We start from the raw sequence: 26,680 nt of genomic DNA, 5'->3' as shown, positions 1-26,680 counted from the left end.
TAAAATCTACGAAAACGTTATAGTTTGACCGATTTAATTTCAATTACAGTTAAGCAGTTTAGATATGCTTTGTTATCTGTTTCTGAAATGCAAAAAACGCACGTTTTGATGCTTTTTCTTCGGCTTTCTTTTTTGATGTAGCTCTTGCTTTAGATACTACTTTGTTATTGATGCTTAATTTTACTGAAAAATGTTTTAGTTCATCATTACCAGTATCTTCATACACTTCGTAGTCAAAAGTATTTTTTTCTTTTTGACACCACTCAATAAGCAAGCTTTTGTAACTAATAACTTTACCTTCTAAAGTTTCAATATCTACATGAGGATTAATAACCCGTTTATAGATAAATTTTTCACAGGCTTTGTAGCCTTTATCTAAGTATATGGCACCAACTAATGCTTCAAAAAGATTACCATGAATATTATTTCCAAAATTAGCTTTAGGAATTCTACTTTGCACTAAATCAATAAGTTGAAGTTCTTTTCCCAATTCGTTAAGATGCTCTCTACTAACCACTTTAGAGCGCATTTTGGTTAAATAGCCTTCATCTCCATGAGGTACTTGTTCAAAAAGATAGGCAGCTACTACAGCACTTATCATGGCATCACCCACAAATTCTAAACGTTCGTAATTAATAGGATTACCTGTTTTGTCCTTAATATTCATAGAACGATGGGTAAATGCCTTAATGTATAGCGTTTCGGATTTTGGTTTAAAGCCTAGGATATTTTTTAGTTGTAAAAAAAAATTCCCGTCTTCTTGAGAACGGGAATTTTTTAATATGTTACGAATGAAACTCATTCGGGATTTAATCTAATTTTTTAAATAATACACAAGCGTTGTGACCGCCAAATCCAAATGTATTACTCATTGCGACTTTAATATCTCGTTTCTGAGCTTTATTGAGCGTTAAATTTAATTCAGGATCTATGTTTTCGTCTACCGTTTCGTGGTTAATTGTTGGTGGTACAATACCATGCTCCATTGCCATAATTGAAGCAATTGCTTCTATAGCTCCAGCAGCACCCAACAAATGACCTGTCATAGATTTTGTAGAATTAATATTTATGTTTTTAGCATGATTGCCAAATACTTCTGATATAGCTTTTAATTCGGCAACATCACCCAATGGTGTCGATGTACCGTGTGTATTAATATGATCTACATCTTCAGGATTTAAACCAGCATTTTCTAAACAATTTTTCATTACCGCAACAACACCTATTCCATCAGGATGTGGAGCTGTCATATGATATGCATCAGAAGACAAACCTCCACCTACAACTTCTGCGTAAATTTTGGCTCCTCTTGCTTTGGCGTGCTCATACTCTTCTAAAACAATCGCACCAGCACCTTCACCCAATACAAAACCATCACGGTTTGCATCAAACGGTCTTGAGGCTGTTTTTGGATCATCGTTACGAGTACTCATAGCATGCATAGCATTAAATCCTCCCATACCAGCAATTGTAACTGCAGCTTCACTTCCACCTGTAATTATCACGTCACAAGACCCTAAACGTATAGTGTTTAAAGCATCGATCATTGAATTTGCAGATGAAGCGCAAGCAGATACAGTGGTATAATTAGGCCCCATGAAACCATATTTAATTGATATGTTTCCTGGTGCTATATCAGCAATCATTTTGGGAATGAAAAATGGGTTGAATCGAGGAGTACCATCACCTGCAGCATAGTTTAACACTTCATCTTGAAATGTTTCTAAGCCACCAATACCAGCTCCCCAAATAACTCCAACTCTGTATTTATTTAGTGCATCTAGATCTAGTTTTGAGTCTGCAATTGCCTCATCCGAAGCCACCATTGCATACTGCGAAAACTTATCCATTCGCTTTGCTAACTTTCTGTCAATAAAGTCAGTAACTTCAAAGTTTTTTACTTCACAAGCGAACTGCGTTTTGAAGTTTGTAGCATCAAAATGCGTCACGGGTGCTGCACCACTTTTTCCACTAACTAGTGCATCCCAATATTCATCTTTGGTATTGCCAATTGGTGTAAGTGCACCTAGACCAGTAACTACGACTCGCTTTAATTCCATAAAAATAAAGTTCTTATTTTGCTTCTTCTATATAAGAGATAGCTTGACCAACTGTTGCAATGTTTTCAGCTTGATCGTCTGGGATTTGAATATCAAATTCTTTTTCAAATTCCATTATTAATTCTACAGTATCTAATGAATCTGCTCCTAAGTCGTTTGTGAAGCTAGCTTCTGTTACAACTTCGTTTTCATCAACACCTAATTTGTCTACGATAATCGCTTTTACTCTTGATGCAATGTCTGACATAATCTTTTAATTTTAAGTTTTAATTAGATGGCAAAAATAAAAAAACTTTATTTTAAAAATCACCTTTACCGATAAAATGTGCTTTAAATTACTAAAATCGATAGAAGTATTTTTAATTTGCACCCAATTATTAATTATTATTCTTTTTTTGTTTGAATAATATAAACATATAATGTCTGTAAATGAAATGTGCTTAAACAAAGGTTGCAGTGCATTCTGTGATTAAAATTAGCGAATTCTGTCAGACAGTAATTTAAAATGTAAATCAACTGATGAAACGTATTGTAATTTTTGCGTCCGGAAGTGGAAGTAATGCTGAAAATTTAATTAAGTTTTTTCACAACAGAGATAATGCGTCTGTTATTCAGGTACTAACTAACAATCCTCATGCCAAAGTTTTAGATCGTTGCAAAAAACTGAATGTTAGCGCTTTATCGTTTAATAGAATTGCCTTTTCTAAATCTGAAGACGTACTTAACATTCTCAAAGTTTCTCAGCCAGATCTTATTGTTTTAGCTGGTTTCCTTTGGAAATTTCCTGAGTTTATACTAAAAGTGTTTCCTAATAAAGTAATAAATATTCATCCTGCACTATTGCCAAAATATGGTGGAAAAGGGATGTACGGCATGCATGTACATGAAGCTGTTGTAACGAATAAAGAAACTGAAACTGGCATTACAATCCATTATGTAAATGAAAATTATGACGAAGGAGCGATTATTTTTCAAGCAAAATGCAAGGTGAATGCTTCAGATTCTGCAGAGAATGTTGCTGAAAAAATTCATAAATTAGAAATGGAGCATTTTCCTAGAGTGGTGGATGAAATTTTAAAATGATGAGATTCCTGCCTTGCGCCTCAGTTAAAGCTATGGCGACACGCGGACGCAGGAATGACAAAAAATGAGTAAAAAGAAAAAAAAATATTATACCGTTTGGAAAGGTCACCATACAGGAGTCTTTGAGTCTTGGGACGATTGCAAAGCCCAAATCAAAGATTTTCAAGGTGCTCAGTATAAGTCATTTTCAACTTTTGAAGCTGCAAAAAAAGCACTAAAGGGTAATTACAAGGATTATATAGGTAAATCGAAAACTTTTAGAAGTGAACTTTCTGAAGCACAACTAAAAAAAATTGGACAACCCAACTACAACTCAATTTCTGTAGATGCAGCTTCAAGCGGAAATCCCGGAAAAATGGAATATAGAGGTGTTGATACAAAAACTAAAAAGCAACTTTTTATTCAAGGCCCTTTTGAAGAAGGTACCAATAACATAGGTGAATTTTTAGCTATAGTACATGGTTTGGCGTTTTTAAAACAAAACAATAGCGACAGAATTATATACACAGATTCTAAAACAGCTATGAGTTGGGTTAAAAAAAAGACCTGCAACTCTAAGCTAGAGCGCAACAATAAAAACAAACCTGTTTTTGAATTGGTAGATCGTGCTGTGAAATGGCTTAACGAAAATACTTACAAAACAACCATTGTCAAATGGGAAACTAAAGCTTGGGGAGAAATTCCAGCAGATTTTGGAAGGAAATAATATCTTATTTAAAGCCACAATGCCTATTTCACAAGGAATATATTTTATGTAAATTTGCACCTTAATTCAAACTTGGGTAATGAGTAAATTAGTGATTGTTGGAACTGTAGCCTTTGATGCTATTGAAACACCTTTTGGTAAAACCGATAAAATTCTTGGCGGAGCTGGTACTTTCATTGGTTTAGCCGCTTCTAATTTTAATGTAGATGCAGCTGTAGTTTCTATAGTTGGTGGAGATTTTCCTCAAGACTATTTAGACTTAATGTCTGAAAGAAATATTGATGTTTCGGGTATAGAAATTGTAAAAGACGGCAAAACTTTCTTTTGGAGTGGCAAATACCACAATGACATGAATTCTCGTGACACTTTAGTGACAGAACTTAATGTTTTAGAACATTTCAACCCAGTGGTTCCAGAAAGCTATAAAGATGCCGAAGTTGTTATGTTGGGCAACTTGCACCCTTTAACTCAAATGAGTGTTTTAAATCAAATGTCTGAAAAACCAAAATTAGTGGTATTAGATACCATGAATTTTTGGATGGATTGCGCGCTTGAAGATTTACACAACACCATTAAACATGTAGATGTTATAACCATTAATGATGAAGAGGCAAGACAACTAACTGGAGAATACTCATTGGTTGTTGCGGCAAGAAAGATTCATGAAATGGGTCCTAAATATGTAGTTATTAAAAAAGGTGAACACGGAGCTTTATTGTTTCATAATGATAATGTGTTCTATGCACCTGCATTACCTCTAGAAGAAGTATTTGATCCAACAGGAGCAGGAGACACTTTTGCTGGTGGTTTTACTGGATATTTAGCTAAAACTGGCGATTTTTCTTTTGAAAATATGAAAAACGCTGTAATATATGGTTCCACCCTTGCGTCTTTCTGTGTAGAAAAATTTGGGACAGAACGTATGCTCAATTTAACAGATAAAGAAATATATAATCGATTAGACCAATTTAAGAGTCTAACACAATTTGATATAGAATTAACGTAATACCAACGCGCTCAAAATTGAGCGCGTTTTTCATTCTGTCCCCAAGTTTCGGGATTCAGAATCTAATAATGAATAAAACGAAAATAGCGGAGAATTAATCATGAGTGACGCTTTAAAACATGAGTGCGGTATAGCACTTATTAGACTTTTAAAACCTTTAGAGTACTACAAGAAAAAATATGGCAGTGCTTTTTATGGTGTTAACAAAATGTATTTAATGATGGAAAAGCAGCATAACCGTGGACAAGACGGAGCTGGTTTTGCAAGTATTAAGTTAGACACCAAACCTGGTGAGCGTTATATTAGCCGTGTCCGCTCTATTGCACAACAGCCAATTCAAGATATTTTTTCCCAAATTAATGAACGCATCAACGAAGAGTTAACCCAAAATCCAGAATACCAGGATAACGTTGCGCTTCAAAAAAAGCACATTCCTTATGTGGGTGAATTGTTATTAGGACATGTGCGTTATGGTACTTTTGGTAAGAATAGTGTGGAAAGTGTACATCCGTTTTTAAGACAAAACAATTGGATGCACAGAAATCTTATTGTTGCAGGAAACTTTAACATGACAAATGTAAATGAGCTCTTTGACAATTTGGTAGAAATAGGGCAACATCCAAAAGAAAAGGCAGACACCATTACTGTAATGGAAAAGATAGGCCATTTTTTAGATGATGCTGTTGCAAAAATTTACAAGGATCTAAAAAAAGAAGGTTATAGTAAAAGTGAATGTTCTCCTCTCATTGCAGAACGTCTAAAAGTTGGTAAGATACTAAAGCGTGCTGCTAAAAACTGGGATGGTGGTTATGCTATGGCTGGTTTATTAGGTCATGGAGATTCTTTTGTATTGAGAGATCCTGCTGGTATTCGTCCAGCCTACTATTATAAAGATGATGAAGTTGTCGTTGTTGCATCAGAACGTCCTGTAATACAAACGGTATTTAATGTGGCATTCGAAGACGTCATGGAATTAGAGCCAGGACATGCGATCATAACAAAGAAATCTGGTTCAACATCAATTAAGAAAATATTAGAGCCATTAGAGCGAAAAGCTTGTTCTTTTGAGCGTATTTATTTTTCTAGAGGAAGTGATGCAGAAATTTACAAAGAACGTAAAGAATTAGGTAGGTTATTAATGCCAAAAGTGCTTGAAGCTATTGATGGAGATACACAAAATACCGTATTTTCATTTATACCTAATACTGCTGAAACGTCCTTCTATGGTATGATTGATACCGTTGAAGAACACTTAAACCAAAGAAAAACACAGTCTATATTAGACGGTAATGGTAAATTATCTGCGGAACGTGTTACTGAAATACTTTCAGAAAGGCCTAGAATAGAAAAAATTGCTATCAAAGATGTTAAGCTAAGAACGTTTATTACCGAAGATAGTAGCAGAGATGATTTGGTTGCCCATGTTTATGACGTTACTTACGGTGTTATAAAACCATCTGACAATTTAGTAATTATAGATGATAGTATTGTAAGAGGAACAACACTTAAGAAGAGTATAATTAAAATGATGGATAGGTTAAAACCTAAGAAAATTGTTGTGGTTTCCTCTGCACCTCAAATTCGCTATCCAGATTGTTATGGAATTGATATGGCGAATCTAGAAGGCCTGGTTGCTTTTAGAGCGGCCTTAGAATTATTAAAAGAAAATAACAGATACCATATTGTAGAAGAAGTATATCAGAAATGCATTAAACAGGTAGATTTAAAAGACAAAAACGTTGTGAACTATGTTAAAGAAATTTACGACGGTTTTACGGACAAACAAATTTCCGATAAGATATCAGAATTACTTAGCGATGATGACGTAAATGCTGAAGTGAAAATAATATTTCAACCGGTAGAGAACCTTCATAAAGCCTGTCCTAAGAATTTAGGAGATTGGTATTTTACAGGGAATTATCCAACAGATGGTGGTAATCGTGTAGTAAACAGAGCTTTTATAAATTTCTACGAAGGAAATAAGGAGCGTGCCTACTAATTAGCACTCAAAAACAACATTTTATCCGAAAAAACGTGTATTTCACCGAAGAAAAATGCATTTCATCCAATATATGTACTGTTTTAACAAATAAGATTTACATTGGTATCACCATAACATAAGTAGGTTAAGTTCATGGTAGATTTGGGGCAAAAAAAGGTGAACAGTGTTCACCTTTTTTTATTGGCTTAATTAAAGTATTACTTTAAGTGAGTTTTTTACTTTCAAGCAGATTTCACAACTTATTCTTGTAGAATAACAGCACTTTCCACGCTTAGACTAATTTATAGGTCGTTTATCCAAAAAATTGAAAAGTTAAATTAATGTAAACCTATATTTGATTCACCATAACATAAGTAGGTTAAGTTTATGGTAGATTTGGGGCAAAAAGGATGAACGTCTGTTCATCCTTTTTCATTTTTATACCAGCGCCTTGGCTGGTATCTTTATTTATAAAAAATAGTACTCTCCTATTGAATTGCCACAAAAAAATCCAAACCTTTCAGCTTGGATTTTCAAATCAATATTTATTATTTGAATAGTTTACTTTGCTTCCGCATAGCGTCTCTCAACTTCATTCCAGTTAATCACATTAAAGAACGCTTCAATATAATCAGGTCTTCTATTTTGATAGTTTAAATAGTAAGCATGTTCCCATACGTCTAATCCTAAAATAGGTGTTCCGCCACAAGTAACTCCTGGCATTAATGGATTGTCTTGGTTAGGTGTAGAACAAACTTCTACTTTTCCTCCTTTATGCACACATAACCATGCCCAACCAGAACCAAATTGTGTTGCCGCAGCTTTAGAAAAAGCATCTTTAAAAGCATCAAAAGAACCATAAGCCGCTTCAATAGCATCTTTTAAATCGCCAGACAAACGTCCTTTTCCTTCCGGATTCATAACTTCCCAAAACAATGAGTGGTTGTAAAATCCGCCACCATTATTTCTAACAGCACCATTAGACATATCTAAATTGGTAAGTATGTTTTCTATAGTTTTACCTTCTAAATCAGTACCTTCAATAGCAGCATTTAATTTTGTTGTGTAGCCATTATGATGTTTAGTATGGTGTATTTCCATTGTTCTCGCATCGATATGAGGTTCTAAAGCATCATAAGCATATTTTAATTTTGGTAATTCAAAAGCCATAATATTTTGTGTTTTACAGTGTTAATATTTCATTATACACAAATTTACAATTTTGAAAACAAGAAATTCTAAATAAATTATTAAGATTCCCTATTTTGGTATAAAATTTATCTTTTGCAGAATTCGGCTTATAAAATATACGATGCCTCTGCTGGTAGTGGTAAAACATTCACCTTGGCAAAATCGTATATTAAAATTTTAGTTGCATCAAAAAACTACGACCAGTTTAAATCCATTTTAGCCATAACTTTCACCAATAAAGCAGTAGGTGAAATGAAGGAGCGCATTATAAAGATGCTGAGATTATTTTCTTCGGAAGAAGCTCTTGTTAATCCGCATCCTATGTTTAGGGATATTTGCAAAGAATTATCTATTTCTTCAGAGTACCTACATAATAAATCCAAATTACTCCTAAAATACATTATACATAACTATGGTGCCTTTGATATTTCTACCATAGATGGCTTTACACATCGCGTTATTAGAACCTTTGCTTACGATCTTAAATTACCTATAAATTTTGAAGTAGAGTTAGACCAAGATCGTTTGCTCAATGAAGCTGTAGATAGTTTAATTTCTAAAGCAGGTACTGATAAGGATTTAACCAACATACTTGTGGATTTTGCTCTAGAAAAAGCAGATGATGACAAGAGTTGGGATATAAGTTATGACTTTAACAAAATAGCTAAGCTCTTAGTCAGCGAAAATGACATATTTGCTATTGAAGCTCTAAAAGACAAAACATTAGAGGATTTCAATACCTTAAAAAAGAAACTGGCTTTAGACATTAATAGCTTAGAGCTTGAGATTGAAAAGATTGCAACAGAGGTTTTAACACTAATAGATGAATGTGGCTTACAGTTTGATGATTTTAATAGAAAATCGCTTCCCAATCACTTTAAAAATTTAAGTCTTAAAAAATTTAGCATTGGTTTTGAAGCTGCTTGGCAGAATGATTTGCTGGAGGGTAACAGCCTTTACCCAAAACGTGTTACAGATACTATTGCTTCTACAATAAACAGTATTCAACCACAACTAATAGAGGCATTTTCAATTACCAAAGCTTTAGTTTTTCAATTAAAGCTAAAAAAAGGGTTTTATAAAAATATCACTCCATTATCTGTATTAAATAGCATTCAGAGGGAGCTTAATATACTTAAGGAGGATCAGAATAAAATGCTGATTTCAGAATTCAATAAAATTATTAGCAATGAAATAAAAGGACAACCTACTCCATTTATTTATGAACGGTTAGGCGAAAAATTTAAGCATTATTTTATTGATGAGTTTCAGGATACTTCTATAATGCAGTGGGAAAATTTAGTACATCTCTTAGATAACGCTTTGGCGACATCTGGTGGTTCTGCTATGTTAGTAGGAGATGCAAAACAAGCCATTTACAGATGGAGAGGTGGTGATGCAGAACAATTTATTAACCTCTATAATAAAACTAAAAATCCGTTTCAGGTTGAAGCAGATGTTTTAACTCTGGACACAAACTATAGGAGCGCAAAAGAAATTATCAATTTCAACAATAAATTCTTTGAGTTTTTGAGCGAAAACTATTTTAATGATAATAGCTACGCTAACCTTTATAAAAATTCTCATCAAAATACAGATAGCGATATTGAAGGCTACGTTAATCTTAACTTTTTAGAATTTGAAAAAGATGATAATACCGATGAATTATATGCTGATGAGGTTTTTAAAACTATACAACAATGCCAAGGAAATGGTTATGCTTTAAATGATATTTGTGTTATTGTTAGAAAACGGAAGGAAGGTATTACTATTGCTAATTATTTAAGCGACAAAGGAATTAATATCACCTCTTCCGAAACCTTACTTTTAAAAAACTCACCTAAAGTTCACTTTTTAGATACATTTTTAAAGTTATTGCTTCAACCAAACAATGATAGCTTAAAAGTTGATGTGTTATCATTTTTGTCAGATCAAAAGCAGATTGAAGACAAACATCTTTTTTTTAAGTCCCATCTCCATCCCGATATTGAAGAGATGTTTAAAAGTCTAAAACAAATAAACATTTTTTTAGATAAAAACGAGTTACTGCGTTTACCGCTATACGAACTTGTAGAACAACTTATAAGAACTTTTAATCTTCATAATTCTTCTGATGCATACCTTCAGTTTTATTTAGATGTTGTATTAGAGTTTACACAAAATCAAAATTCGGATTTAGCTGCTTTTGTAAATTATTTTGATAAGAAAAAAGACAGCCTCAGTATTGTTTCATCCGAAGACACAAATTCGATTAAAATAATGACCATACATAAGTCCAAAGGCTTAGAGTTTCCAATTGTTATTTTTCCGTTTGCTGATCTTAATATTTATAAGGAATTAGAACCAAAAGTTTGGTTTCCCATAAATGAAGATGGCTTCGAAACCTTATTGCTTAACTATAATAAAGATTTAGAGCATTTTGGAGAAATAGGCAAGCAAATTTACGACACACATCAATCGCAATTAGAGCTCGACAACATTAATTTACTATACGTTGCACTAACCAGGGCTGTTGAACAACTTTATATTATCTCTAAAAAAGATACAGATGCTAAGGGAAATATAAATAACAACACTTATGCTGGAATGCTTATGCAGTACCTTAAAAATTCAGAAGATTGGTCAGACAATCAGTTATCTTATAACTTTGGAAAATTAAGCCCTAAGCAACAACAACCTGAAGAAGTTACTGTTCCTGAAGTTCTTCAACTAATCTCTGTTCCTAAAGAAGATCATAATTTAAGTATCATCACAAAAGCTGGTTTGTTATGGGATACAAAACAAGAAAAAGCTATTGAACGTGGTAATTTAGTTCATTTAGTCTTATCTAAAATAAGGACCATTCAAGATGTTGATTTTGCATTTAATGATTTATTGATTTCTGGAGATATTAAAAAAGAAAATATAGATGATTTAAAACAATCTGTGATTCAAGTCATTGAACATCCACAAATTAAAAGTTATTTTACCGATGATTTTAAAATTTACAATGAACGCGATATTATTACAAATTCTGGGCAACTTATTAGGCCTGATAGATTAAATATAAATTCTAAAAATGAAGTTGTTATAATAGATTACAAAACAGGCGATATTGAGATTTCACACAAATCTCAAATAAATGAATATGAGCATATTATAAACCAAATGAACCTTAGTGTAATTCAAAAGTTTTTAGTTTACATAAATGATACCATCAACATTATTAAAGTATAATTTATCAATTACCTTTGCATAACTAACAAAACGAAATATGTACGGAAATATAAAAACCTATTTACAACAAGAAATTGAGTCTATTAAAGAGGCTGGTTTATTTAAAGAAGAAAGAATTATCACATCTCCTCAAGGCGCAGAAATTACACTTAATACTGGTGAAAAAGTATTAAACTTTTGTGCTAATAATTATTTAGGGCTTTCATCTCATCCAGATGTTATAAAAGCTGCAAAAGACACCATGGACACACACGGTTTTGGTATGTCCTCAGTAAGGTTTATCTGTGGTACTCAAGACATACACAAAGAGTTAGAGCAAAAAATAGCTGATTTTTATGGCACAGAAGACACCATTTTATATGCTGCAGCTTTTGATGCAAATGGTGGTGTATTTGAACCTTTATTAACCAGTGAGGATGCTATAATCTCGGATTCGCTAAACCATGCTTCAATAATTGATGGTGTTCGTTTGTGCAAAGCTGCCAGATATCGTTACCAGAATAATAATATGGCAGATTTAGAAAAACAACTTATTGCTGCTAATGAAAATGGAGCTCGATTTAAAATAATCGTTACAGATGGAGTATTCTCTATGGATGGATTAGTCGCTCCACTAGATGAAATATGTGATTTAGCAGACAAATATGATGCAATGGTAATGATAGATGAATGCCATGCAACAGGTTTTATAGGTGAAACAGGAATAGGCACCCTAGAAGAAAAAGGCGTTCTTGGAAGAATTGACATTATTACAGGAACCCTTGGTAAAGCAATGGGAGGTGCAATGGGAGGTTATACTACAGCCAAGAAAGAAATTATTGAAATCCTTCGTCAACGTTCAAGACCTTATTTATTTTCAAATTCACTAGCACCAGCTATAGTAGGGGCATCAATCAAGGTATTTGATATGCTTAAAAATGATACTACCTTAAGAGACAAAGTAGATTGGAATACCAAATACTTTAAAAAAGGAATGAAAGACGCAGGATTTGATATTATAGACGGTGATTCGGCAATTGTACCTGTTATGTTGTACGATGCAAAACTGTCTCAAACAATGGCAAATATGTTACTAAAAGAAGGTGTTTATGTCATTGGCTTCTTTTACCCAGTGGTACCAAAAGAAAAAGCTAGAATACGTGTACAATTATCCGCTGCACACGAAAAAGACCATTTAGACAAAGCTATATCAGCCTTCATTAAGGTTGGAAAAAGCCTAGAAATTATTTAAAATCGATACAAACACGCTATTTTGGGGCATTGTAACAATATTTTTTTATATTTGTCTTTGTTAATAATATTTAACAACTTACTTTTGCCAACAATTAACACTTAAAATTAAATTGATTAGAATATGAAAAATCTTAGCAGATTATTTTTTGTTGCAGTGCTTTTGATTAGCTTCAGCACTACAAATGCACAAGATCAAAACAATCCTTGGGCTATTACCTTAGGAGTGAATGCGGTTGATTTTTATCCAGTCGGAGAAGATACACCACAAGGTGATTATTTTGACGAATACTTTAACGTAGAAGATCATTGGAACATTATGCCATCTCTTTCTATGATTTCTGTGTCTAGATATCTTAGCGATGGGTTTACTCTTAATGTTACTGGTTCTATAAACAGAATTGACAAATTTGGTACTAATTTCGATCCTGTTACAGGTGAAGAAACTACAAATAAAGTTGACGATTTAACATACTACGGATTAGATGGTAGTGTTTCATATAGCTTTATGAAATTAATTAACTCTAACAGCGTTGACCCTTATTTAGGTGTTGGTGGTGGATACACTTGGGTTGATGATATAGGTGCTGGAACTTTAAACGGTACATTAGGATTAAAATATTGGTTTAACGAAAAATTAGGTATCGTTGCACAATCTACTTATAAGCATGCTTTTGAAGATTACTTACCTACACATTTCCAACATTCAGTTGGTCTTACATTAAAGTTTGGCGGTACTGATACTGATGGTGATGGTATTTATGACCAAGACGATGCTTGTCCAGAAGAAGCTGGTTTAGAAATCTTTAATGGTTGTCCAGATTCTGATAATGATGGTATACAAGACTCTAAAGATGATTGTCCTAACACAGCTGGTTTAGCTGAGTTTAACGGTTGCCCTGATGGTGACGGTGACGGTGTAATGGATAAAGATGACAAATGTCCTACTGTTGCAGGTTTAAAATCTTTAATGGGTTGTCCAGATGCTGATGGTGATGGTGTTGCTGATGGTGATGATAACTGTCCTAACGAATCAGGTCCAGCTGCAAACAACGGTTGCCCTTGGCCAGATACTGATGGAGATGGCGTTTTAGATAAAGATGACAAATGTCCTAACGAAGCTGGTACAGCTGCTAACAACGGATGTCCAGAAGTTAAGCCAACTGAAGAAGTAATGAATACTTTAAATGAATATTCTAGATCTATCTTATTCCAGTCAGGTAAAGCGACTTTCCAGAAGCAAACTGACCAAGTATTACAAGCTATGGTAGCAATCTTTAAAGAATATCCTCAAGCAAACTTCTCTATTGAAGGTCATACAGATAGTGATGGTTCTAGAACAATGAACCAAGCTTTATCTGAAAGAAGAGCAAATGCAGTTAGAGATTACTTAATCGCTAATGGTATTAATGCAGACAGATTAACTGCTCAAGGTTTTGGTGAAGATAACCCTATCGCTAACAACAAAACTAGAGCTGGTAAAAAAGAAAACAGACGTGTTGAAGTTAAGTTGAAAAACTAATTAAACACTTCTAAAATATATTTTAAAAACGCTCCGAATATCGGAGCGTTTTTTATTTTTATAAAATGGAAAGTTTTATAAAAAGTGTATTGATTGATTTAAAGTCTAAAGGCTTAAGAATTCAAGATCTTAACTTTATACTCCCTAGCAAACGTGCTGGTGTGTTTTTAAAACACCAACTCTCTACCTTACTAGAACAACCCATTCTTTCACCTCAAATACTAAGCATTGAAGAGTTTGTTGAAGAATTGTCTGGCTTACAAAATCTCCCAAATACCGAGCTACTCTTTCAACTTTACAGCGCGTACTTAAATCTTACAAAAAAAGAAGAGCAAGAGCCCTTTGATGTTTTTTCTAAATGGGCTCAAATCTTACTGCAAGACTTTAACGAGATTGACAGATACCTCATTCCTCAACAACAAATATTCGACTATTTAAGTGCTATAAAAGAGCTAAACCATTGGTCGTTAGAGACAAACCAAACGGATCTTATAAAAAACCATCTGAAATTTTGGAAGCGACTTCAGGAATACTATCAAGCGTTTACAGAGATTTTACTTCAAAACAATCAAGGGTATCAAGGTTTAATATACAGAGAAGCATCCGAAAGTCTTGAAGCTTATATTGAAAACAATACTAGTAAAATTCATGTTTTTTTAGGTTTTAATGCACTTAACGAATCGGAATCAAGGATTATACAAGGTTTACTTCAAAATGATTTAGCTCATATCTATTGGGATATCGACAAAACTTTTATAGACGATGAAATCCATGATGCTGGTTTATTTACTAGACAACATAGGTCTCAATGGAATTACTTTAAAAAACATTCTTTTAATTGGGCTACATCATATTATTACAACCCTAAAACTATAGAGGTTATCGGAATTCCTAAACTTGTTGGCCAAGCAAAATATATAGGGCAACTTCTCGAGAAACTAAACATAGGTAATAAAGGCTTAACAAGTACTGCCGTAGTTATGGGAGAAGAGAACTTACTAATTCCTACTCTAAATTCCATACCTAAAAGTATTACCCACCTTAATGTTACGATGGGTTTGCCACTAAAGTTTGTGCCTTTATCCTCATTTTTTGAAAAACTATTCTACATTCATAAAACTAATCCAGATAAATACTACTACAAAGATGTTATTGATGTAATATCTCATCAATCTATCTATAGTTTGTTTGAAACGCAGCCTGATAATGCTTCTTCTTATATTTCAGCGCACATACAAAAAAACAACTTAGTCTATATATCAAATGACGAGTTAAAGCAACTGACAGATTCTAAAGGCTATCTTATAGACCTTTTGTTTAAGTCATGGGAGAATCAGCCTAAAAATGCACTAGAAGCCTGCTCGAATCTTGTTTTATTGATAAAGGAAAACCTTCAAAGCAATAAACATCTTAACAGTTTAGAGTTAGAATACCTTTATCGTTTCAATACGTTGTTTAATCAACTCTCGCAATTAAATAATGATTATGAATACCTCAACTCTATAAATAGTTTGCATGGCGTTTACAAAGAGCTTTTAAGTACAGAAACCTTAGATTTTAAAGGAGAGCCTCTTGAAGGTCTTCAAATTATGGGAATGTTAGAGTCTCGTGTATTAGACTTTGAAACCGTTATTATAAGTTCTGTAAATGAGGGTATTCTCCCTTCAGGAAAAACAAACAATTCATTTATTCCTTTTGATGTAAAAATTGAAAATAAGCTACCAACCTTTAAAGAAAAAGACGCTGTTTACACTTATCATTTTTTCAGGCTCTTACAACGTGCAAAAAATGTCTATATCCTTTATAATACAGAGGTTGATGCACTAAAAGGTGGTGAAAAAAGTAGATTCATCACCCAATTAGAGATTGAAGGTATACACAACATAAAGCATTCAATTATTTCTCCTGAAGTTCCTGTGATAGAAAAAAAGCTAACTCAAATCGCCAAGACACCATTGGTAATGGAAAGCCTTAAACAACTCTCTGCTAAAGGATTTTCACCATCATCTCTAACAAATTATATTAGAAATCCTATTGATTTCTACCATGAAAAAGTATTGGGTATTAAAGAATTTGAAGATGTAGAAGAAAATATTGCAGCAAACACCTTGGGCTCAGTTATACATAACACTTTAGAAGATTTTTATAAGCCTTTGGAAGGTGCTTTTTTAACCATAGAACATCTTAAAAATTTTAAAACTAAAGCTAAAGAAACAGTAACTTCACATTTTAAAAACCTTTATAAAGATGGCGATTTTACAAAGGGAAAAAATCTCATTATTTTTGAAATTGCATTACGTTACATATTAAATTTTATCAACTTAGAAATCGAAAGCCTAAAAAACGGTGATAAAATTAAGATCTTGGCTATTGAAGCTGATGAAACCATTGAAATAAAAATTGACAACCTAAACTTTCCAATTAAATTAACTGGTAAAGTAGATAGAATTGATCAATTAAACGGTGTAACCAGGGTTGTTGATTATAAATCTGGAAAAGTAGAGCAAAATAAAGTTGAGATTGTAAACTGGGAAGACCTAACAACAGATTACGATAAATACAGTAAGTCATTCCAAGTGTTATGTTATACTTATATGATGCATCAAAAAAACCTAATAAGCCTACCTGTTGAAGCAGGTATTATTTCGTTTAAAAATCTTAGTGAAGGGTTTTTAAAATTTGGCAAAAAAGAATCTTCAGGCAGTAGAACAAAAGACCAATTAATTACAGAAGAAACTCTTATTAAATTTGAAACTGAGCTTAAAAAACTCATTTTAGAAATTTGCAACCCAGACATAGATTTTCTTGAAAAAGAACTCGGCTAATGACAACGGAAAAGAACATTATTTTAAAACGAACAGGGAAAAAATCCATTCTCATAGATACGTTCTATTCAAAAGACATAATGGATCAACCCATTGTTATTTTCTGTCATGGTTATAAAGGGTTTAAAGATTGGGGAGCTTGGAATCTTATGGCAGAATCAATAGCAAAAGCAGGTTTTTGTTTCGTTAAATTCAACTTTTCGCACAATGGTGGCACCATAGAAAACCCAATAGATTTTCCAGATTTAAAAGCCTTCGGTAATAACAATTACAGTAAAGAGTTAGAAGATTAAGGTACCGTTATTACATGGGCTAAAAATAGATTTAAAAGCAACCCAAGTGTAAACACGAATAAAATCACTTTAATTGGTCATAGTCGTGGTGGTGGAATAGCGATCTTAAAAGCATCAGAAGATAACAGAATTACAAAACTCATCACTTTAGCTAGTGTATGCGATTTTGAAAAAAGAACAGCGACAACAGGAGAGCTAAAATCATGGAAAGAAACAGGTGTAAAGTATGTGCTCAATGGAAGAACAAAACAACAAATGCCACATTATTATCAATTTTATGAAGATTTTGTAGCCAATAAAGAAAGACTCCATATTGAATCTGCAGAAAAACGATTAAAAATTCCTCACCTAATTATTCATGGAGATAATGACACTTCTGTAAAAATTAAAGAAGCTTATACTTTACATAGATGGAATCCGAATAGTCATCTAAAAATAATAGAGTCAGCAGATCATGTGTTTAACATAAGACACCCTTGGATTAAAGAAACACTTACACCAGAGCTAAACAATGTAATTTCTTCTATAATTGAATTTATAAAATAAAAAACTCGTCATTAAGACGAGTTCTGTGGAGCATATCGGAGTCGAACCGATGACCTCTACGCTGCCAGCGTAGCGCTCTAGCCAGCTGAGCTAATGCCCCTTTTTATTTTAATCCGCTCAATACCAAAACTGGGATATTAGAACTATGAAAATCTTTCTTCAAGATAGTATCATCTTCCCATAGTTTTTTAAAAAATCCTCTTTTACGCCTTACAACACATAACAAATCTGGGTCATTTTTCTTATAATGCTCTAATACTGCCTGAAACGTTGTAGGACTATCCGCAATGGTTTTATTAGTTACCATTGCTGTTAACTCGTCGTTAAGGTTAAAATCACCCTTTTGGTGGTGTGGAGTCTTAACTAAAAGTATATTAACCACAGCTTTAAACTGATTTTTTATACTTGATAAAGGAACTAAAACACCCTCTTTCTTAATTACTGCCGATTTTAAAGCTATTAAAACCTTAACAATTGGTTTGTAAACATAGCCTTCCGGAACTATTAAAGCAGGTATTTGTGTACGTTTTATAATTTTACCAGATGTTTTCCCTAAATACACTTCGTCTTTAATGGAATTGGTTCTTGGTTCTAAAATAATTAAATCTACACCCAAAACATCACACACTTTTTCTATGGTGTCTATAAGCTTGCCTTTAAATGTTTTAGCAATAACCTCAACTCCTTTTGTATCAATAGAAGCTACATGTGCATCCAAAAAAGCTTTAGATTCTCGCTCTAGTATATGATCTATTTTTATCATTGTACCAGCTTTGGTATAAACATTATATATTTGAACAACATATACTTTGGCTCCAAAAGCTTTTGCAAAATCTATAGCATATTGCAAATGAGATTTTGCATTTTTAGAAGACCCAACAGGAACTAATATCGTTTTCATTCTAAAATAAATTTAAAACAAAAGTACACATTAAAAATGATTCGAAAAGGGAAGATTGAAGATATAGAAGCAATTATGAAGCTTACTAAAGCTTGTGCTAAATTCATGATAACTAATGGTATTTATCAATGGAACGAACATTATCCTAATCCTTCTGCTTTTGAAAATGATATAGAAAGAAACGAACTTTACGTTTTAGAACACAATGGATTTGTTAGTGGAACAATAGTCATTTCAACTTTAATGGATCAGGAATACATGCCCATAAAATGGCTTACTAAAAATGAAAATAATATTTACATACACCGACTAGCCATTCATCCAGAATTGCAAGGCAAAGGTTACGCTCAACAATTAATGGCTTTTGCAGAAAAGCACGCTATTGAAAACAACTATAGCTCTATAAGATTAGATACGTTTTCGCAGAACAAAAGAAACCAAAAGTTTTACGAACTTCGTGGTTACAAACGACTAGGTGATATTTACTTTCCAAAGCAAAGTGAGCATCCATTTCATTGTTACGAATTAATAATTTGAACACAAAAATAACTTTACAACAAATCAACAAGCTCGCCATACCAGCTTTAATTTCTGGTGTGTCAGAGCCTATCTTATCTCTAACAGATGCTGCTATAATTGGTAATATGGAATATAATGCCACAACATCTTTAGCTGCTGTTGGTATTGTTTCAACATTTTTATCCATGCTTATTTGGGTTTTAGGACAAACTCGAAGCGCTATATCATCTATTGTATCACAGTATTTAGGTGCAGGAAATATTGAAAAAGTAAAAAATCTGCCTGCGCAAGCTATATTATTAATTACATCGCTTAGTTTAATTATTATTGCAGTTACCTACCCTTTGGCTGCTCATATTTTTAAGCTTTACAACGCTTCTGGCGAAATACTTGATTTTAGTGTAGCTTATTATCAAATTAGAGTTTTTGGGTTTCCCTTCACGTTATTTACAATTGCTGTTTTTGGTACGTTTAGAGGTTTGCAAAACACATATTACCCAATGCTTATTGCTATTACAGGTGCGTTGGCAAACATTATCTTAGATGTTGTTTTTGTTTACGGCATAGAGGGAATAGTACCAGCAATGCACATTAAAGGAGCGGCTTATGCTAGTATATTGGCTCAAATTATTATGGCAATACTTTCTGCCTATTACATTCTTAAAAAAACAGATATTCCGTTGTTGGCAAAGCTTCCTTTTAATCCTGAGATTAAACGATTTGCATTAATGATTCTCAACCTCTTTATAAGAACCTTAGCCTTAAATTTGGCACTTTATTTAGCAACGAGTTTTGCAACCAAATATGGAGAAAAATACATTGCAGCCTACACAATTGCTATTAATCTCTGGTTTTTGGGTGCCTTTCTTATCGATGGTTATGCTAGTGCTGGCAATATTCTATCCGGTAAACTTCTCGGTGCAAAAGATTATAAAAGCCTTATAGATTTAAGCAATAAACTTATAAAATACGGAATTGCAGTCGGAGTAATTATTGCCGTAATTGGCGCCATTTTATATTATCCTACTGGCAATATTTTTAGCAATGACAAAGCTGTTTTAAACGAATTTTATAATGTGTTTTGGATTGTATTGCTAATGCAACCGTTATGTGCTTTAGCCTTTATTTTTGATGGTGTATTTAAAGGGCTAGGGAAAATGAAATACTTAAGAAATGTATTACTATTTTCTTCAATTTTAGTATTTACTCCAATAATTTTTCTAGCAGATTATCAAAACTATAAGCTTACAGGTATCTTTATTACCTTTACGCTCTGGATCATTGCTCGTGGTTTACCACTAATCATAAAATTTAGAAAAACTTTTATAACTCTTGCTCAAAACTCGTAAATTTAGCCCATAAATAATTCGATTTTAAATTATAAAAATGGATATTCTTAAATTTTTAGGCGGAAATGGTTTGTTTTTAATATTAGGCATTGTACTCGTTATTGCCTATTTCTACAACCGTAAACGTCGTTAATTATCGGGTTTTTAACCAACCTGTAATACTTAATCTTGGCGTATTAACAGGTTTTACCTCGTGCTCTAAAACCTGACTTTCAAAAATCACTACTTTACCAGGAAAAGGATATATAATTTCTTCTCCTTGCTCTAAGTATAGTGTGAGTTCGCCTCCATTTTCTGGTTTCCAATTTTCTTCATTCAAATAGCAAACAATAGATAGTTTTCGTCTATCGTCATTCTGAAACATATCTAAATGCCGCTTATAAAATGTACCTTTTGGGTAGATAGCGTAATGAAATTCCTTTTGATTAATTCCTAAAAAACAAGTTCTATTAAGGTAATCCTTAAGGTCATTTATCTTTTGAAAGAATAATGCCTCTGCATTATTTATGTTTTGTTCATCTATCCAAAGAATAATATCGCCTCTAACTTTGGCTTTTATTATCTCGTTTGTACGGTTACCGATTGCCGATTTTTTAAAGTTATCTTCTTCATATTTATGCAGCAAAGATGCCCTTAAGGCCATAACCTCGTCTGCTGTAAAAAAATCGTCAATAACACTGTATTTTTTAGTGGTAAGATCTGCTATAATATTCTCGTACAGAGCATTCTCTGCAAACGGAATGGCTTCAAAAAGACTATTCACTTTAGTCTAAAGAAAAAATGATAGATTTCATTGTTTGACGCATCGATTATTTTAAAAAAGTGCGCAAATGTAACCTAAAAAGTCATTCGTTTTACATTTATAATATCTTTGCAGTATAATTTAAGTTGGAATGAGTAAAATTCGAATTACAAAACAGTTTTCTTTTGAAACTGGTCACGCACTTTATGGCTATGACGGAAAGTGCAAAAATGTGCATGGCCACAGCTACCGATTAAATGTTACGGTTATAGGAATTCCGATTTCTGATACTACTAATGTAAAATTTGGAATGGTAATAGATTTTGGAGACCTAAAGAAAATTGTAAAAGAAGAAATTGTTGACGTTTTTGACCACGCTACCGTATTCAACAAAAACACACCTCATGTAGAACTTGCTAAGGAACTGAAAGACAGAGGACACAATATTTTATTGGTAGATTATCAACCTACCAGCGAAATGATGGTGATTGATTTTGCTGAAAAGATAAAACAACGTCTTCCAAATAATATTAAGCTTCACTCACTAAAACTACAAGAGACAGCGACCAGCTTTGCTGAGTGGTATGCTTCTGATAACTAAACATTAATGTCACGCTGAGCGCAGTCGAAGCGTCTCGTTTATTAAATGAATACTAAATCAAATCACATAACAATTTCCGAAGGAAAAAAAATCTATTTCGCATCAGATAATCATCTTGGTGCTCCAACCAGTGAAGCTTCAAAACCTCGTGAAAAGAAATTTGTGGCTTGGTTAGATGAAATAAAACACGATGCTGCTGCTATTTTCTTGATTGGAGATTTATTTGATTTTTGGTTTGAATACAAAACCGTTGTCCCAAAAGGCTTTACCAGAACCTTAGGTAAGCTGGCAGAAATCAGTGATGCTGGTATTTCTATCCATTATTTTGTGGGTAACCACGATTTATGGATGAATGGCTATTTTGAAGAAGAACTTAGTATTCCAGTCTATCACAAGCCTAAAGAATTTACATTCAATAACACTACTTTTTTTATTGGTCATGGTGATGGCTTGGGTCCTGGAGACAAAGGTTATAAACGCATGAAAAAAGTGTTTACAAACCCATTCTTCAAGTGGTTATTTAAATGGGTTCATCCAGATATAGGTGTTAAAATAGGGCAATATATGTCTGTAAAAAATAAACTGATTTCTGGAGATGATGATGCTAAATTTTTAGGTGAAGACAATGAATGGTTAGCCGTTTACAGCAAGAAAAAACTTGCAGAAAAACACAGAGATTTCTTTGTGTTTGGACATAGGCATCTACCGCTTGAAATTCAATTAAACGATAAGTCAAAGTATATTAACTTAGGTGATTGGATTCAGTACTATACCTACGGAGTTTTTGACGGAGAGACATTTGAGTTAAAAAAATACTAAGCGACTTCTTCCTTTTCATGCTCTTCAATATCATGTTGTAAATCAAGCTTGCGTAGTGGCTTATTTTTGATTCCTATTATTGCAACAATTATAAGTGTTGCCGAACCACCAAGCACAACTGCTAAAGGCGCACCAAAAATTCTTGCTGCTATGCCGCTTTCAAGTGCTCCCAACTCATTTGAAGAACCCACAAACATAGAGTTTACAGCACCTACTCGACCTCTCATCGCATCTGGAGTCTTTAGTTGAAGAATCGTTTGGCGTACTACCATTGAAATACCATCAAAAACACCTGAAAAAAACAATGCCAAAACACTCAACCATAATAATTTAGATGCTCCAAAAACTATCATACAACATCCAAACCCAAAAACCGAAATGAGCAGTTTTTTTCCTGTATTTTTTGTAATCGGTATGTATGTCGTTGCTAACATCGTAATAATACTACCGGAAGACAGTGCTGCATTTAATATACCAAACCCTTTTGGTCCTGCACCTAAAATATCTTTTGCAAATACAGCAAAAATAGCCACAGCACCACCAAATAAAACAGCTATCATATCTAAGGTTAAAGCTCCTAAAATAACCTTGTCGTTAAACACAAAACTCAATCCTGCTCTAAGGCTTTCTGTAATAGATTCATTAACTCCTTTGTTAAAAATCGGTTTTTTGCCAATTTTGAATACTAGTGCCAATGCTAACATTACTAAAGCGAATATGATACCCAATGTGTAGTGAACACCTATCCAAGCAATTAAAAATCCACCACACAAAGCCCCAAAAACGTTTGCTCCTTTCCATGTACTACTACTCCAAGTTGCTGCATTAGGATATGCTTTTTTAGGTACAAGAAGCGCAATAAGCGAAAAAATAGTTGGACCGAAAAAAGCTCTTAATACACCTCCAAAAAATACCAAAGCGTAAATTCCATATAAAATGGTGCTTGTCTGCCATGAGGATTCTACTTGGTCTGAAGTTAGCCAAAACAACCCAAAACTTATTAAAGAAAATAACGCAATACACAGTGTAAATAGGTTTCGTTTTTCTTTTTTATCAACTATATGTCCTGCAAAAGGTGCTAGAAAAAAGGCAGGCAAAAATTCACAAAGACCAATTATTCCAAGTGATAAAGGGTCTTCCGTTAGTGCATAAACTTGCCACTCAATAACCACAAATTGCATTGACCACCCAAAAACTAATGCAAATCGCACTAATAAAAAGATGTTGAACTCTTTAAATCTTAAAGCTGCGTATGGATCGTTTTTTGCCAAGAGCTAAGGTTTTATATCTTTTAATTTCAACTGTAAACTCACACTACCATTCCAATGGTTTTCATCAATTGAATAGGCTGCACTGAACGGTTTTCTGCTTTTAATGATGTCTATTTTATCTCCTAGTCCAAATCCTATACACACTATCTTATCGTTAAACGATTGTGTAGCTGTAAAGCGTAAATGCTTGTCGTCCTCACCAACACATTTACCATAACCTGTATCTTTTATGCCTTGTGTCATAAAGGTTGGTGACATATTTCCTGGTCCAAATGGAGCAAATTGTTTTAGAATTCGCATAAGCCTATCATCTATCTGACTTAATTCAATTTCTAAATCAACCTTTAATTCTGGTGTTAATAGTTTTGGGTCTATCGTTTCTTTAACAACACTTTCAAATTTTGCTTTAAATGTCTCATAGTTTTCTGGAAGTAACGTTAAACCTGCTGCATACTTATGTCCACCAAATTGCTCGATATATTCTGAACAGGCTTCCAGTGCATTATACACATCAAAACCAGAGACTGAACGTGCCGAAGCCGCTAATTTATCGCCACTCTTGGTAAAAACCAATGTTGGCCTGTAATACGTTTCAATTAATCGGGAGGCCACAATACCAATCACTCCCTTGTGCCAATTTTCGTTATAAACTACTGTTGTATAGCCTTCTTGTTCGTTCATTTCTTCAATTTGAAGTAAAGCTTCCTCAGTAATACGTTTATCAGTTTCTTTTCTGTCGGTATTAAAGTCATCAATATCTACAGCATACTCAGCAGCCAAATTGAAATCCGTTTCGGTTAAAAGCGTTACAGCGTGGTTGCCATGTTTCATTCTTCCAGCGGCATTAATTCGTGGAGCTATAATAAAAACCACATCAGTTATAGTGAGTTCTTCTTTTTTAACCTCAGCTATGATAGCTTTCATTCCTGGTCTTGGATTGGTATTAATTACCTGTAAACCAAAATAAGCCAAAGCTCTATTCTCACCAACAATAGGTACAATATCTGCACCAATTGCAGTGGCTACTAAATCTAAATACTCTACTAAATCTTCAACAGTTTGTCCTTGTTTTGAAGCTAATGCGGTAATCAATTTAAACCCAACTCCGCATCCACATAATTCTTTAAACGGATACTCACAATCGTCTCGTTTTGGGTCTAGAACTGCAATAGCATCTGGTATTTTATCTCCAGGTCTGTGATGATCGCAAATAATAAAATCAACGCCCTTTTCTTTTGCGTAAGCTACTTTTTCAATGGCCTTAACTCCACAATCTAAAGCGATAATTAGTGAAAAATCGTTGTCGTCCGCGAAATCAATACCTTTGTAAGACACACCATAACCTTCGTTATAGCGGTCTGGAATGTAGGTTGCCACATTAGGCGTCCTGGTTTTTAGGTACGAAGACATTAAAGCAACGGAAGTTGTCCCATCGACATCATAATCACCATACACCAAAATATTTTCACCATCTGCAATCGCTTTTTCTATGCGTGCAACAGCCTTATCCATATCTTTCATTAAGAATGGATCGTGCAAATCTTCAAAACTTGGCCTAAAAAAAGTTTTTGCTTCTTGGTACGTTTCAATACCTCTTTGCAACAACAATGTTGCAACAATATCATCTACTTGTAGTGCTTTTTTTAATTCCTCTACTTTGGAAGGTTCTGGTTTTGGTTTTAGTGTCCAACGCATAGCTACAAAATTAAGTTATGAGTTGCTCATAACTTAATTTTTTTCAGAATAATTATTGAAGTTCTTCTAAAACAAACTAATCAACATACTATGCCACACATTGTTGTAAACATGTGTTTACGTTCATTTCGTTTTGAAAAATAGGCTTCAGGAATCTTGAAAGTTGATCAAATTCAATTAAAAAGGCATCATGACCATGGATGGATTTAATTTCGCTAATGGTAACATTGTCTTTTACACTTTTTAGATTGACATAAGCATTCCAATTTTCTTCTGCTTTAAAGAACAAATCAGAATTTATGGTTATGATATGTATGTTAGATGAGATTTTTGAAGCTACCTCTACAAAGTTGTTTCTACCTTCAGAAATATCAATCGTTCTTAATATTTGATTCATCGTTTTATAAGCTGAAAGATGAAAACGATTGTTTAAACTATTTCCGTGATAATTCAACCATGATTCAATATTAAAAAGCGAATCATTTTTTTTAGTTCTTTCAAATTTTTGAGCTAGAGATTCTGGTGTTCTGTACAAGGTCATAGCATGCATTCTTGCATCTGCCAAAGGATCACTAGAGTGGTTTAGTATAGCATCTTGTATATGGCAATTGGCAATTAACCAATCTGTAGATTTCCAATCGGTAGCTATGGGAATGAGATGCTCTATTAAATTTGGTTTTAAAGCGGCTAATTCCCAAGCAATTCCACCTCCAACAGACCCACCTATTACAGCAAAAAGTTGCTCTATTTCTAATTTTTCTAATCCAGCTGCAAAGAGCCTGGCAATATCCTTTGCTGTAAAATCTTTGTAATTTTCAATTAAGTTTTCTGGTCTATTATCATAACCATTTCCAGGAATATTAAATGCCAAAATAGTATATACATTAGTATCAATACGCTTATTGTCACCTATTAAGTCATTCCACCAACCTTGCTCACCAATAACATTAGAATTGCCTGTAAGTGCATGGTTTACCAACACAATTGGAGCTTCATGTAATGCTTTGCCAAAAGTCTGGTAAGATAGATTTACATCTATACGCGCACCTGTGCCAGTAATAAAATTAGGGATATTTATGTATTGTAATTTTTCCATTTCGAGAATTAAATATTAAATAGATGCC

Annotated in this window: 23 protein-coding genes and 1 tRNA gene; 14 read left to right on the top strand and 10 right to left on the bottom strand. The window is 33.5% G+C overall.

The window, feature by feature from the left end; translation table 11 throughout:
* Nucleotides 1–58: 58 nt before the first annotated feature.
* Genes rnc through ACFFGA_RS03240 form a run of 3 tightly spaced genes read right to left on the bottom strand, consistent with a single transcriptional unit; the run spans nt 59 to nt 2,307 of the window.
* The gene (gene rnc / locus ACFFGA_RS03250) at nt 59–802 is read right to left on the bottom strand and encodes a ribonuclease III (RefSeq protein ID WP_386059571.1); all 744 of its coding nucleotides are present in this window, start codon (nt 800–802) and stop codon (nt 59–61) included.
* 7 nt (nt 803–809) lie between these two features.
* Nucleotides 810–2,060 (bottom strand): beta-ketoacyl-ACP synthase II, encoded by a 1,251-nt coding sequence (fabF, locus tag ACFFGA_RS03245; protein ID WP_386059568.1) that lies wholly within the window; start codon nt 2,058–2,060, stop codon nt 810–812.
* A gap of 13 nt (nt 2,061–2,073) precedes the next feature.
* Nucleotides 2,074–2,307: an acyl carrier protein gene (locus ACFFGA_RS03240; protein ID WP_008269813.1), complete on the bottom strand. Its 234-nt coding sequence runs from the start codon at nt 2,305–2,307 to the stop codon at nt 2,074–2,076.
* 272 nt (nt 2,308–2,579) lie between these two features.
* Here ACFFGA_RS03240 and purN point away from each other — a divergent pair, with 272 nt between their 5' ends.
* From purN to ACFFGA_RS03220, 4 genes are all read left to right on the top strand, one after another.
* The gene (gene purN, locus ACFFGA_RS03235) at nt 2,580–3,143 is read left to right on the top strand and encodes a phosphoribosylglycinamide formyltransferase (RefSeq protein WP_386059562.1); all 564 of its coding nucleotides are present in this window, start codon (nt 2,580–2,582) and stop codon (nt 3,141–3,143) included.
* Between the two features lie 64 nt (nt 3,144–3,207).
* Nucleotides 3,208–3,849 carry a ribonuclease H1 domain-containing protein gene (locus tag ACFFGA_RS03230; RefSeq protein WP_386059559.1) on the top strand — a complete coding sequence of 214 codons (642 nt, stop codon included), beginning with the start codon at nt 3,208–3,210 and terminating at the stop codon, nt 3,847–3,849.
* A 79-nt stretch (nt 3,850–3,928) separates the two neighbouring features.
* The gene (locus ACFFGA_RS03225) at nt 3,929–4,855 is read left to right on the top strand and encodes a PfkB family carbohydrate kinase (protein WP_386059557.1); all 927 of its coding nucleotides are present in this window, start codon (nt 3,929–3,931) and stop codon (nt 4,853–4,855) included.
* Nucleotides 4,856–4,955: 100 nt separating this feature from the next.
* Nucleotides 4,956–6,854: an amidophosphoribosyltransferase gene (locus ACFFGA_RS03220; RefSeq protein ID WP_386059555.1), complete on the top strand. Its 1,899-nt coding sequence runs from the start codon at nt 4,956–4,958 to the stop codon at nt 6,852–6,854.
* A gap of 543 nt (nt 6,855–7,397) precedes the next feature.
* Here the strand turns inward: ACFFGA_RS03220 and ACFFGA_RS03215 are convergent.
* Complete coding sequence (locus tag ACFFGA_RS03215; RefSeq protein WP_386059552.1) at nt 7,398–8,006, bottom strand: superoxide dismutase; 609 nt, start codon at nt 8,004–8,006, stop codon at nt 7,398–7,400.
* Between the two features lie 114 nt (nt 8,007–8,120).
* On the opposite strand from ACFFGA_RS03215, the gene ACFFGA_RS03210 reads away from it, so the two are divergent.
* From ACFFGA_RS03210 to ACFFGA_RS03185, 6 genes are all read left to right on the top strand, one after another.
* Nucleotides 8,121–11,243, top strand: a complete 3,123-nt coding sequence (locus tag ACFFGA_RS03210) for a UvrD-helicase domain-containing protein (protein ID WP_386059549.1) — start codon at nt 8,121–8,123, stop codon at nt 11,241–11,243.
* A gap of 37 nt (nt 11,244–11,280) precedes the next feature.
* Nucleotides 11,281–12,474, top strand: a complete 1,194-nt coding sequence (gene kbl / locus ACFFGA_RS03205; protein ID WP_386059547.1) for a glycine C-acetyltransferase — start codon at nt 11,281–11,283, stop codon at nt 12,472–12,474.
* Nucleotides 12,475–12,597: 123 nt separating this feature from the next.
* Nucleotides 12,598–13,995 carry an OmpA family protein gene (locus tag ACFFGA_RS03200; protein ID WP_386059544.1) on the top strand — a complete coding sequence of 466 codons (1,398 nt, stop codon included), beginning with the start codon at nt 12,598–12,600 and terminating at the stop codon, nt 13,993–13,995.
* Between the two features lie 65 nt (nt 13,996–14,060).
* Nucleotides 14,061–16,820, top strand: coding sequence for a PD-(D/E)XK nuclease family protein (locus ACFFGA_RS03195; RefSeq protein WP_386059542.1), 2,760 nt, complete (start codon nt 14,061–14,063; stop codon nt 16,818–16,820).
* Nucleotides 16,820–17,113 (top strand): alpha/beta hydrolase family protein, encoded by a 294-nt coding sequence (locus ACFFGA_RS03190; RefSeq protein ID WP_386059539.1) that lies wholly within the window; start codon nt 16,820–16,822, stop codon nt 17,111–17,113. Before ACFFGA_RS03195 ends, ACFFGA_RS03190 begins: the two co-directional genes overlap by 1 nt.
* Before the next feature lie 9 nt (nt 17,114–17,122).
* Nucleotides 17,123–17,659, top strand: a complete 537-nt coding sequence (locus tag ACFFGA_RS03185) for an alpha/beta hydrolase family protein (RefSeq protein WP_386060621.1) — start codon at nt 17,123–17,125, stop codon at nt 17,657–17,659.
* A 26-nt stretch (nt 17,660–17,685) separates the two neighbouring features.
* Here the strand turns inward: ACFFGA_RS03185 and ACFFGA_RS03180 are convergent.
* Together ACFFGA_RS03180 and ACFFGA_RS03175 are read right to left on the bottom strand one after the other, a co-directional pair.
* A tRNA-Ala gene (locus tag ACFFGA_RS03180) sits at nt 17,686–17,759 on the bottom strand.
* Nucleotides 17,760–17,762: 3 nt separating this feature from the next.
* Nucleotides 17,763–18,560, bottom strand: coding sequence for a universal stress protein (locus tag ACFFGA_RS03175; protein ID WP_386059536.1), 798 nt, complete (start codon nt 18,558–18,560; stop codon nt 17,763–17,765).
* A gap of 36 nt (nt 18,561–18,596) precedes the next feature.
* Here ACFFGA_RS03175 and ACFFGA_RS03170 point away from each other — a divergent pair, with 36 nt between their 5' ends.
* Nucleotides 18,597–19,097, top strand: coding sequence for a GNAT family N-acetyltransferase (locus tag ACFFGA_RS03170; RefSeq protein ID WP_386059533.1), 501 nt, complete (start codon nt 18,597–18,599; stop codon nt 19,095–19,097).
* Nucleotides 19,094–20,428, top strand: a complete 1,335-nt coding sequence (locus tag ACFFGA_RS03165; RefSeq protein ID WP_386059530.1) for an MATE family efflux transporter — start codon at nt 19,094–19,096, stop codon at nt 20,426–20,428. Before ACFFGA_RS03170 ends, ACFFGA_RS03165 begins: the two co-directional genes overlap by 4 nt.
* A 133-nt stretch (nt 20,429–20,561) precedes the next feature.
* Here the strand turns inward: ACFFGA_RS03165 and ACFFGA_RS03160 are convergent, their stop codons facing one another.
* A complete protein-coding gene (locus tag ACFFGA_RS03160; protein WP_386059527.1) occupies nt 20,562–21,191 on the bottom strand; it encodes a 2OG-Fe(II) oxygenase in 630 nt (209 codons plus the stop codon).
* A gap of 130 nt (nt 21,192–21,321) precedes the next feature.
* Here ACFFGA_RS03160 and ACFFGA_RS03155 point away from each other — a divergent pair, with 130 nt between their 5' ends.
* Both ACFFGA_RS03155 and ACFFGA_RS03150 read left to right on the top strand, forming a co-directional pair.
* Nucleotides 21,322–21,771: a 6-pyruvoyl trahydropterin synthase family protein gene (locus ACFFGA_RS03155; RefSeq protein ID WP_386059525.1), complete on the top strand. Its 450-nt coding sequence runs from the start codon at nt 21,322–21,324 to the stop codon at nt 21,769–21,771.
* A 66-nt stretch (nt 21,772–21,837) separates the two neighbouring features.
* Nucleotides 21,838–22,590: a UDP-2,3-diacylglucosamine diphosphatase gene (locus ACFFGA_RS03150; protein ID WP_386060618.1), complete on the top strand. Its 753-nt coding sequence runs from the start codon at nt 21,838–21,840 to the stop codon at nt 22,588–22,590.
* Here ACFFGA_RS03150 and ACFFGA_RS03145 read toward each other — a convergent pair.
* The 3 genes from ACFFGA_RS03145 to ACFFGA_RS03135 form a co-directional block, all read right to left on the bottom strand.
* Nucleotides 22,587–23,861, bottom strand: a complete 1,275-nt coding sequence (locus ACFFGA_RS03145) for an MFS transporter (protein WP_386059522.1) — start codon at nt 23,859–23,861, stop codon at nt 22,587–22,589. The two genes, ACFFGA_RS03150 and ACFFGA_RS03145, sit on opposite strands and share 4 nt — an antisense overlap.
* 3 nt (nt 23,862–23,864) lie before the next feature.
* Nucleotides 23,865–25,556, bottom strand: a complete 1,692-nt coding sequence (gene recJ, locus ACFFGA_RS03140; RefSeq protein WP_386059519.1) for a single-stranded-DNA-specific exonuclease RecJ — start codon at nt 25,554–25,556, stop codon at nt 23,865–23,867.
* Nucleotides 25,557–25,644: 88 nt separating this feature from the next.
* Nucleotides 25,645–26,652 carry an alpha/beta fold hydrolase gene (locus ACFFGA_RS03135; protein WP_386059516.1) on the bottom strand — a complete coding sequence of 336 codons (1,008 nt, stop codon included), beginning with the start codon at nt 26,650–26,652 and terminating at the stop codon, nt 25,645–25,647.
* Between the last annotated feature and the right edge of the window lie 28 nt (nt 26,653–26,680).

Source organism: Winogradskyella pulchriflava, from assembly GCF_042434315.1.
Taxonomy (GTDB): domain Bacteria; phylum Bacteroidota; class Bacteroidia; order Flavobacteriales; family Flavobacteriaceae; genus Winogradskyella; species Winogradskyella pulchriflava.
Note: the sequence above shows the minus strand (reverse complement) of the source record. Positions and strands in the feature narration are given on the sequence as shown.

Bases quoted from the DNA above. Each gene is read 5' to 3' on its own strand.
- ACFFGA_RS03215 (WP_386059552.1), bottom strand. From the start codon at position 8,006: ATGGCTTTTGAATTACCAAAATTAAAATATGCTTATGATGCTTTAGAA.
- rnc (WP_386059571.1), bottom strand. From the start codon at position 802: ATGAGTTTCATTCGTAACATATTAAAAAATTCCCGTTCTCAAGAAGAC.
- ACFFGA_RS03225 (WP_386059557.1), top strand. From the start codon at position 3,929: ATGAGTAAATTAGTGATTGTTGGAACTGTAGCCTTTGATGCTATTGAA.
- ACFFGA_RS03175 (WP_386059536.1), bottom strand. From the start codon at position 18,560: ATGAAAACGATATTAGTTCCTGTTGGGTCTTCTAAAAATGCAAAATCT.
- ACFFGA_RS03135 (WP_386059516.1), bottom strand. From the start codon at position 26,652: ATGGAAAAATTACAATACATAAATATCCCTAATTTTATTACTGGCACA.
- purN (WP_386059562.1), top strand. From the start codon at position 2,580: ATGAAACGTATTGTAATTTTTGCGTCCGGAAGTGGAAGTAATGCTGAA.
- ACFFGA_RS03155 (WP_386059525.1), top strand. From the start codon at position 21,322: ATGAGTAAAATTCGAATTACAAAACAGTTTTCTTTTGAAACTGGTCAC.
- ACFFGA_RS03190 (WP_386059539.1), top strand. From the start codon at position 16,820: ATGACAACGGAAAAGAACATTATTTTAAAACGAACAGGGAAAAAATCC.
- kbl (WP_386059547.1), top strand. From the start codon at position 11,281: ATGTACGGAAATATAAAAACCTATTTACAACAAGAAATTGAGTCTATT.
- ACFFGA_RS03200 (WP_386059544.1), top strand. From the start codon at position 12,598: ATGAAAAATCTTAGCAGATTATTTTTTGTTGCAGTGCTTTTGATTAGC.
- ACFFGA_RS03240 (WP_008269813.1), bottom strand. From the start codon at position 2,307: ATGTCAGACATTGCATCAAGAGTAAAAGCGATTATCGTAGACAAATTA.
- ACFFGA_RS03195 (WP_386059542.1), top strand. From the start codon at position 14,061: ATGGAAAGTTTTATAAAAAGTGTATTGATTGATTTAAAGTCTAAAGGC.
- ACFFGA_RS03230 (WP_386059559.1), top strand. From the start codon at position 3,208: ATGAGTAAAAAGAAAAAAAAATATTATACCGTTTGGAAAGGTCACCAT.
- fabF (WP_386059568.1), bottom strand. From the start codon at position 2,060: ATGGAATTAAAGCGAGTCGTAGTTACTGGTCTAGGTGCACTTACACCA.
- recJ (WP_386059519.1), bottom strand. From the start codon at position 25,556: ATGCGTTGGACACTAAAACCAAAACCAGAACCTTCCAAAGTAGAGGAA.
- ACFFGA_RS03220 (WP_386059555.1), top strand. From the start codon at position 4,956: ATGAGTGACGCTTTAAAACATGAGTGCGGTATAGCACTTATTAGACTT.
- ACFFGA_RS03170 (WP_386059533.1), top strand. From the start codon at position 18,597: ATGATTCGAAAAGGGAAGATTGAAGATATAGAAGCAATTATGAAGCTT.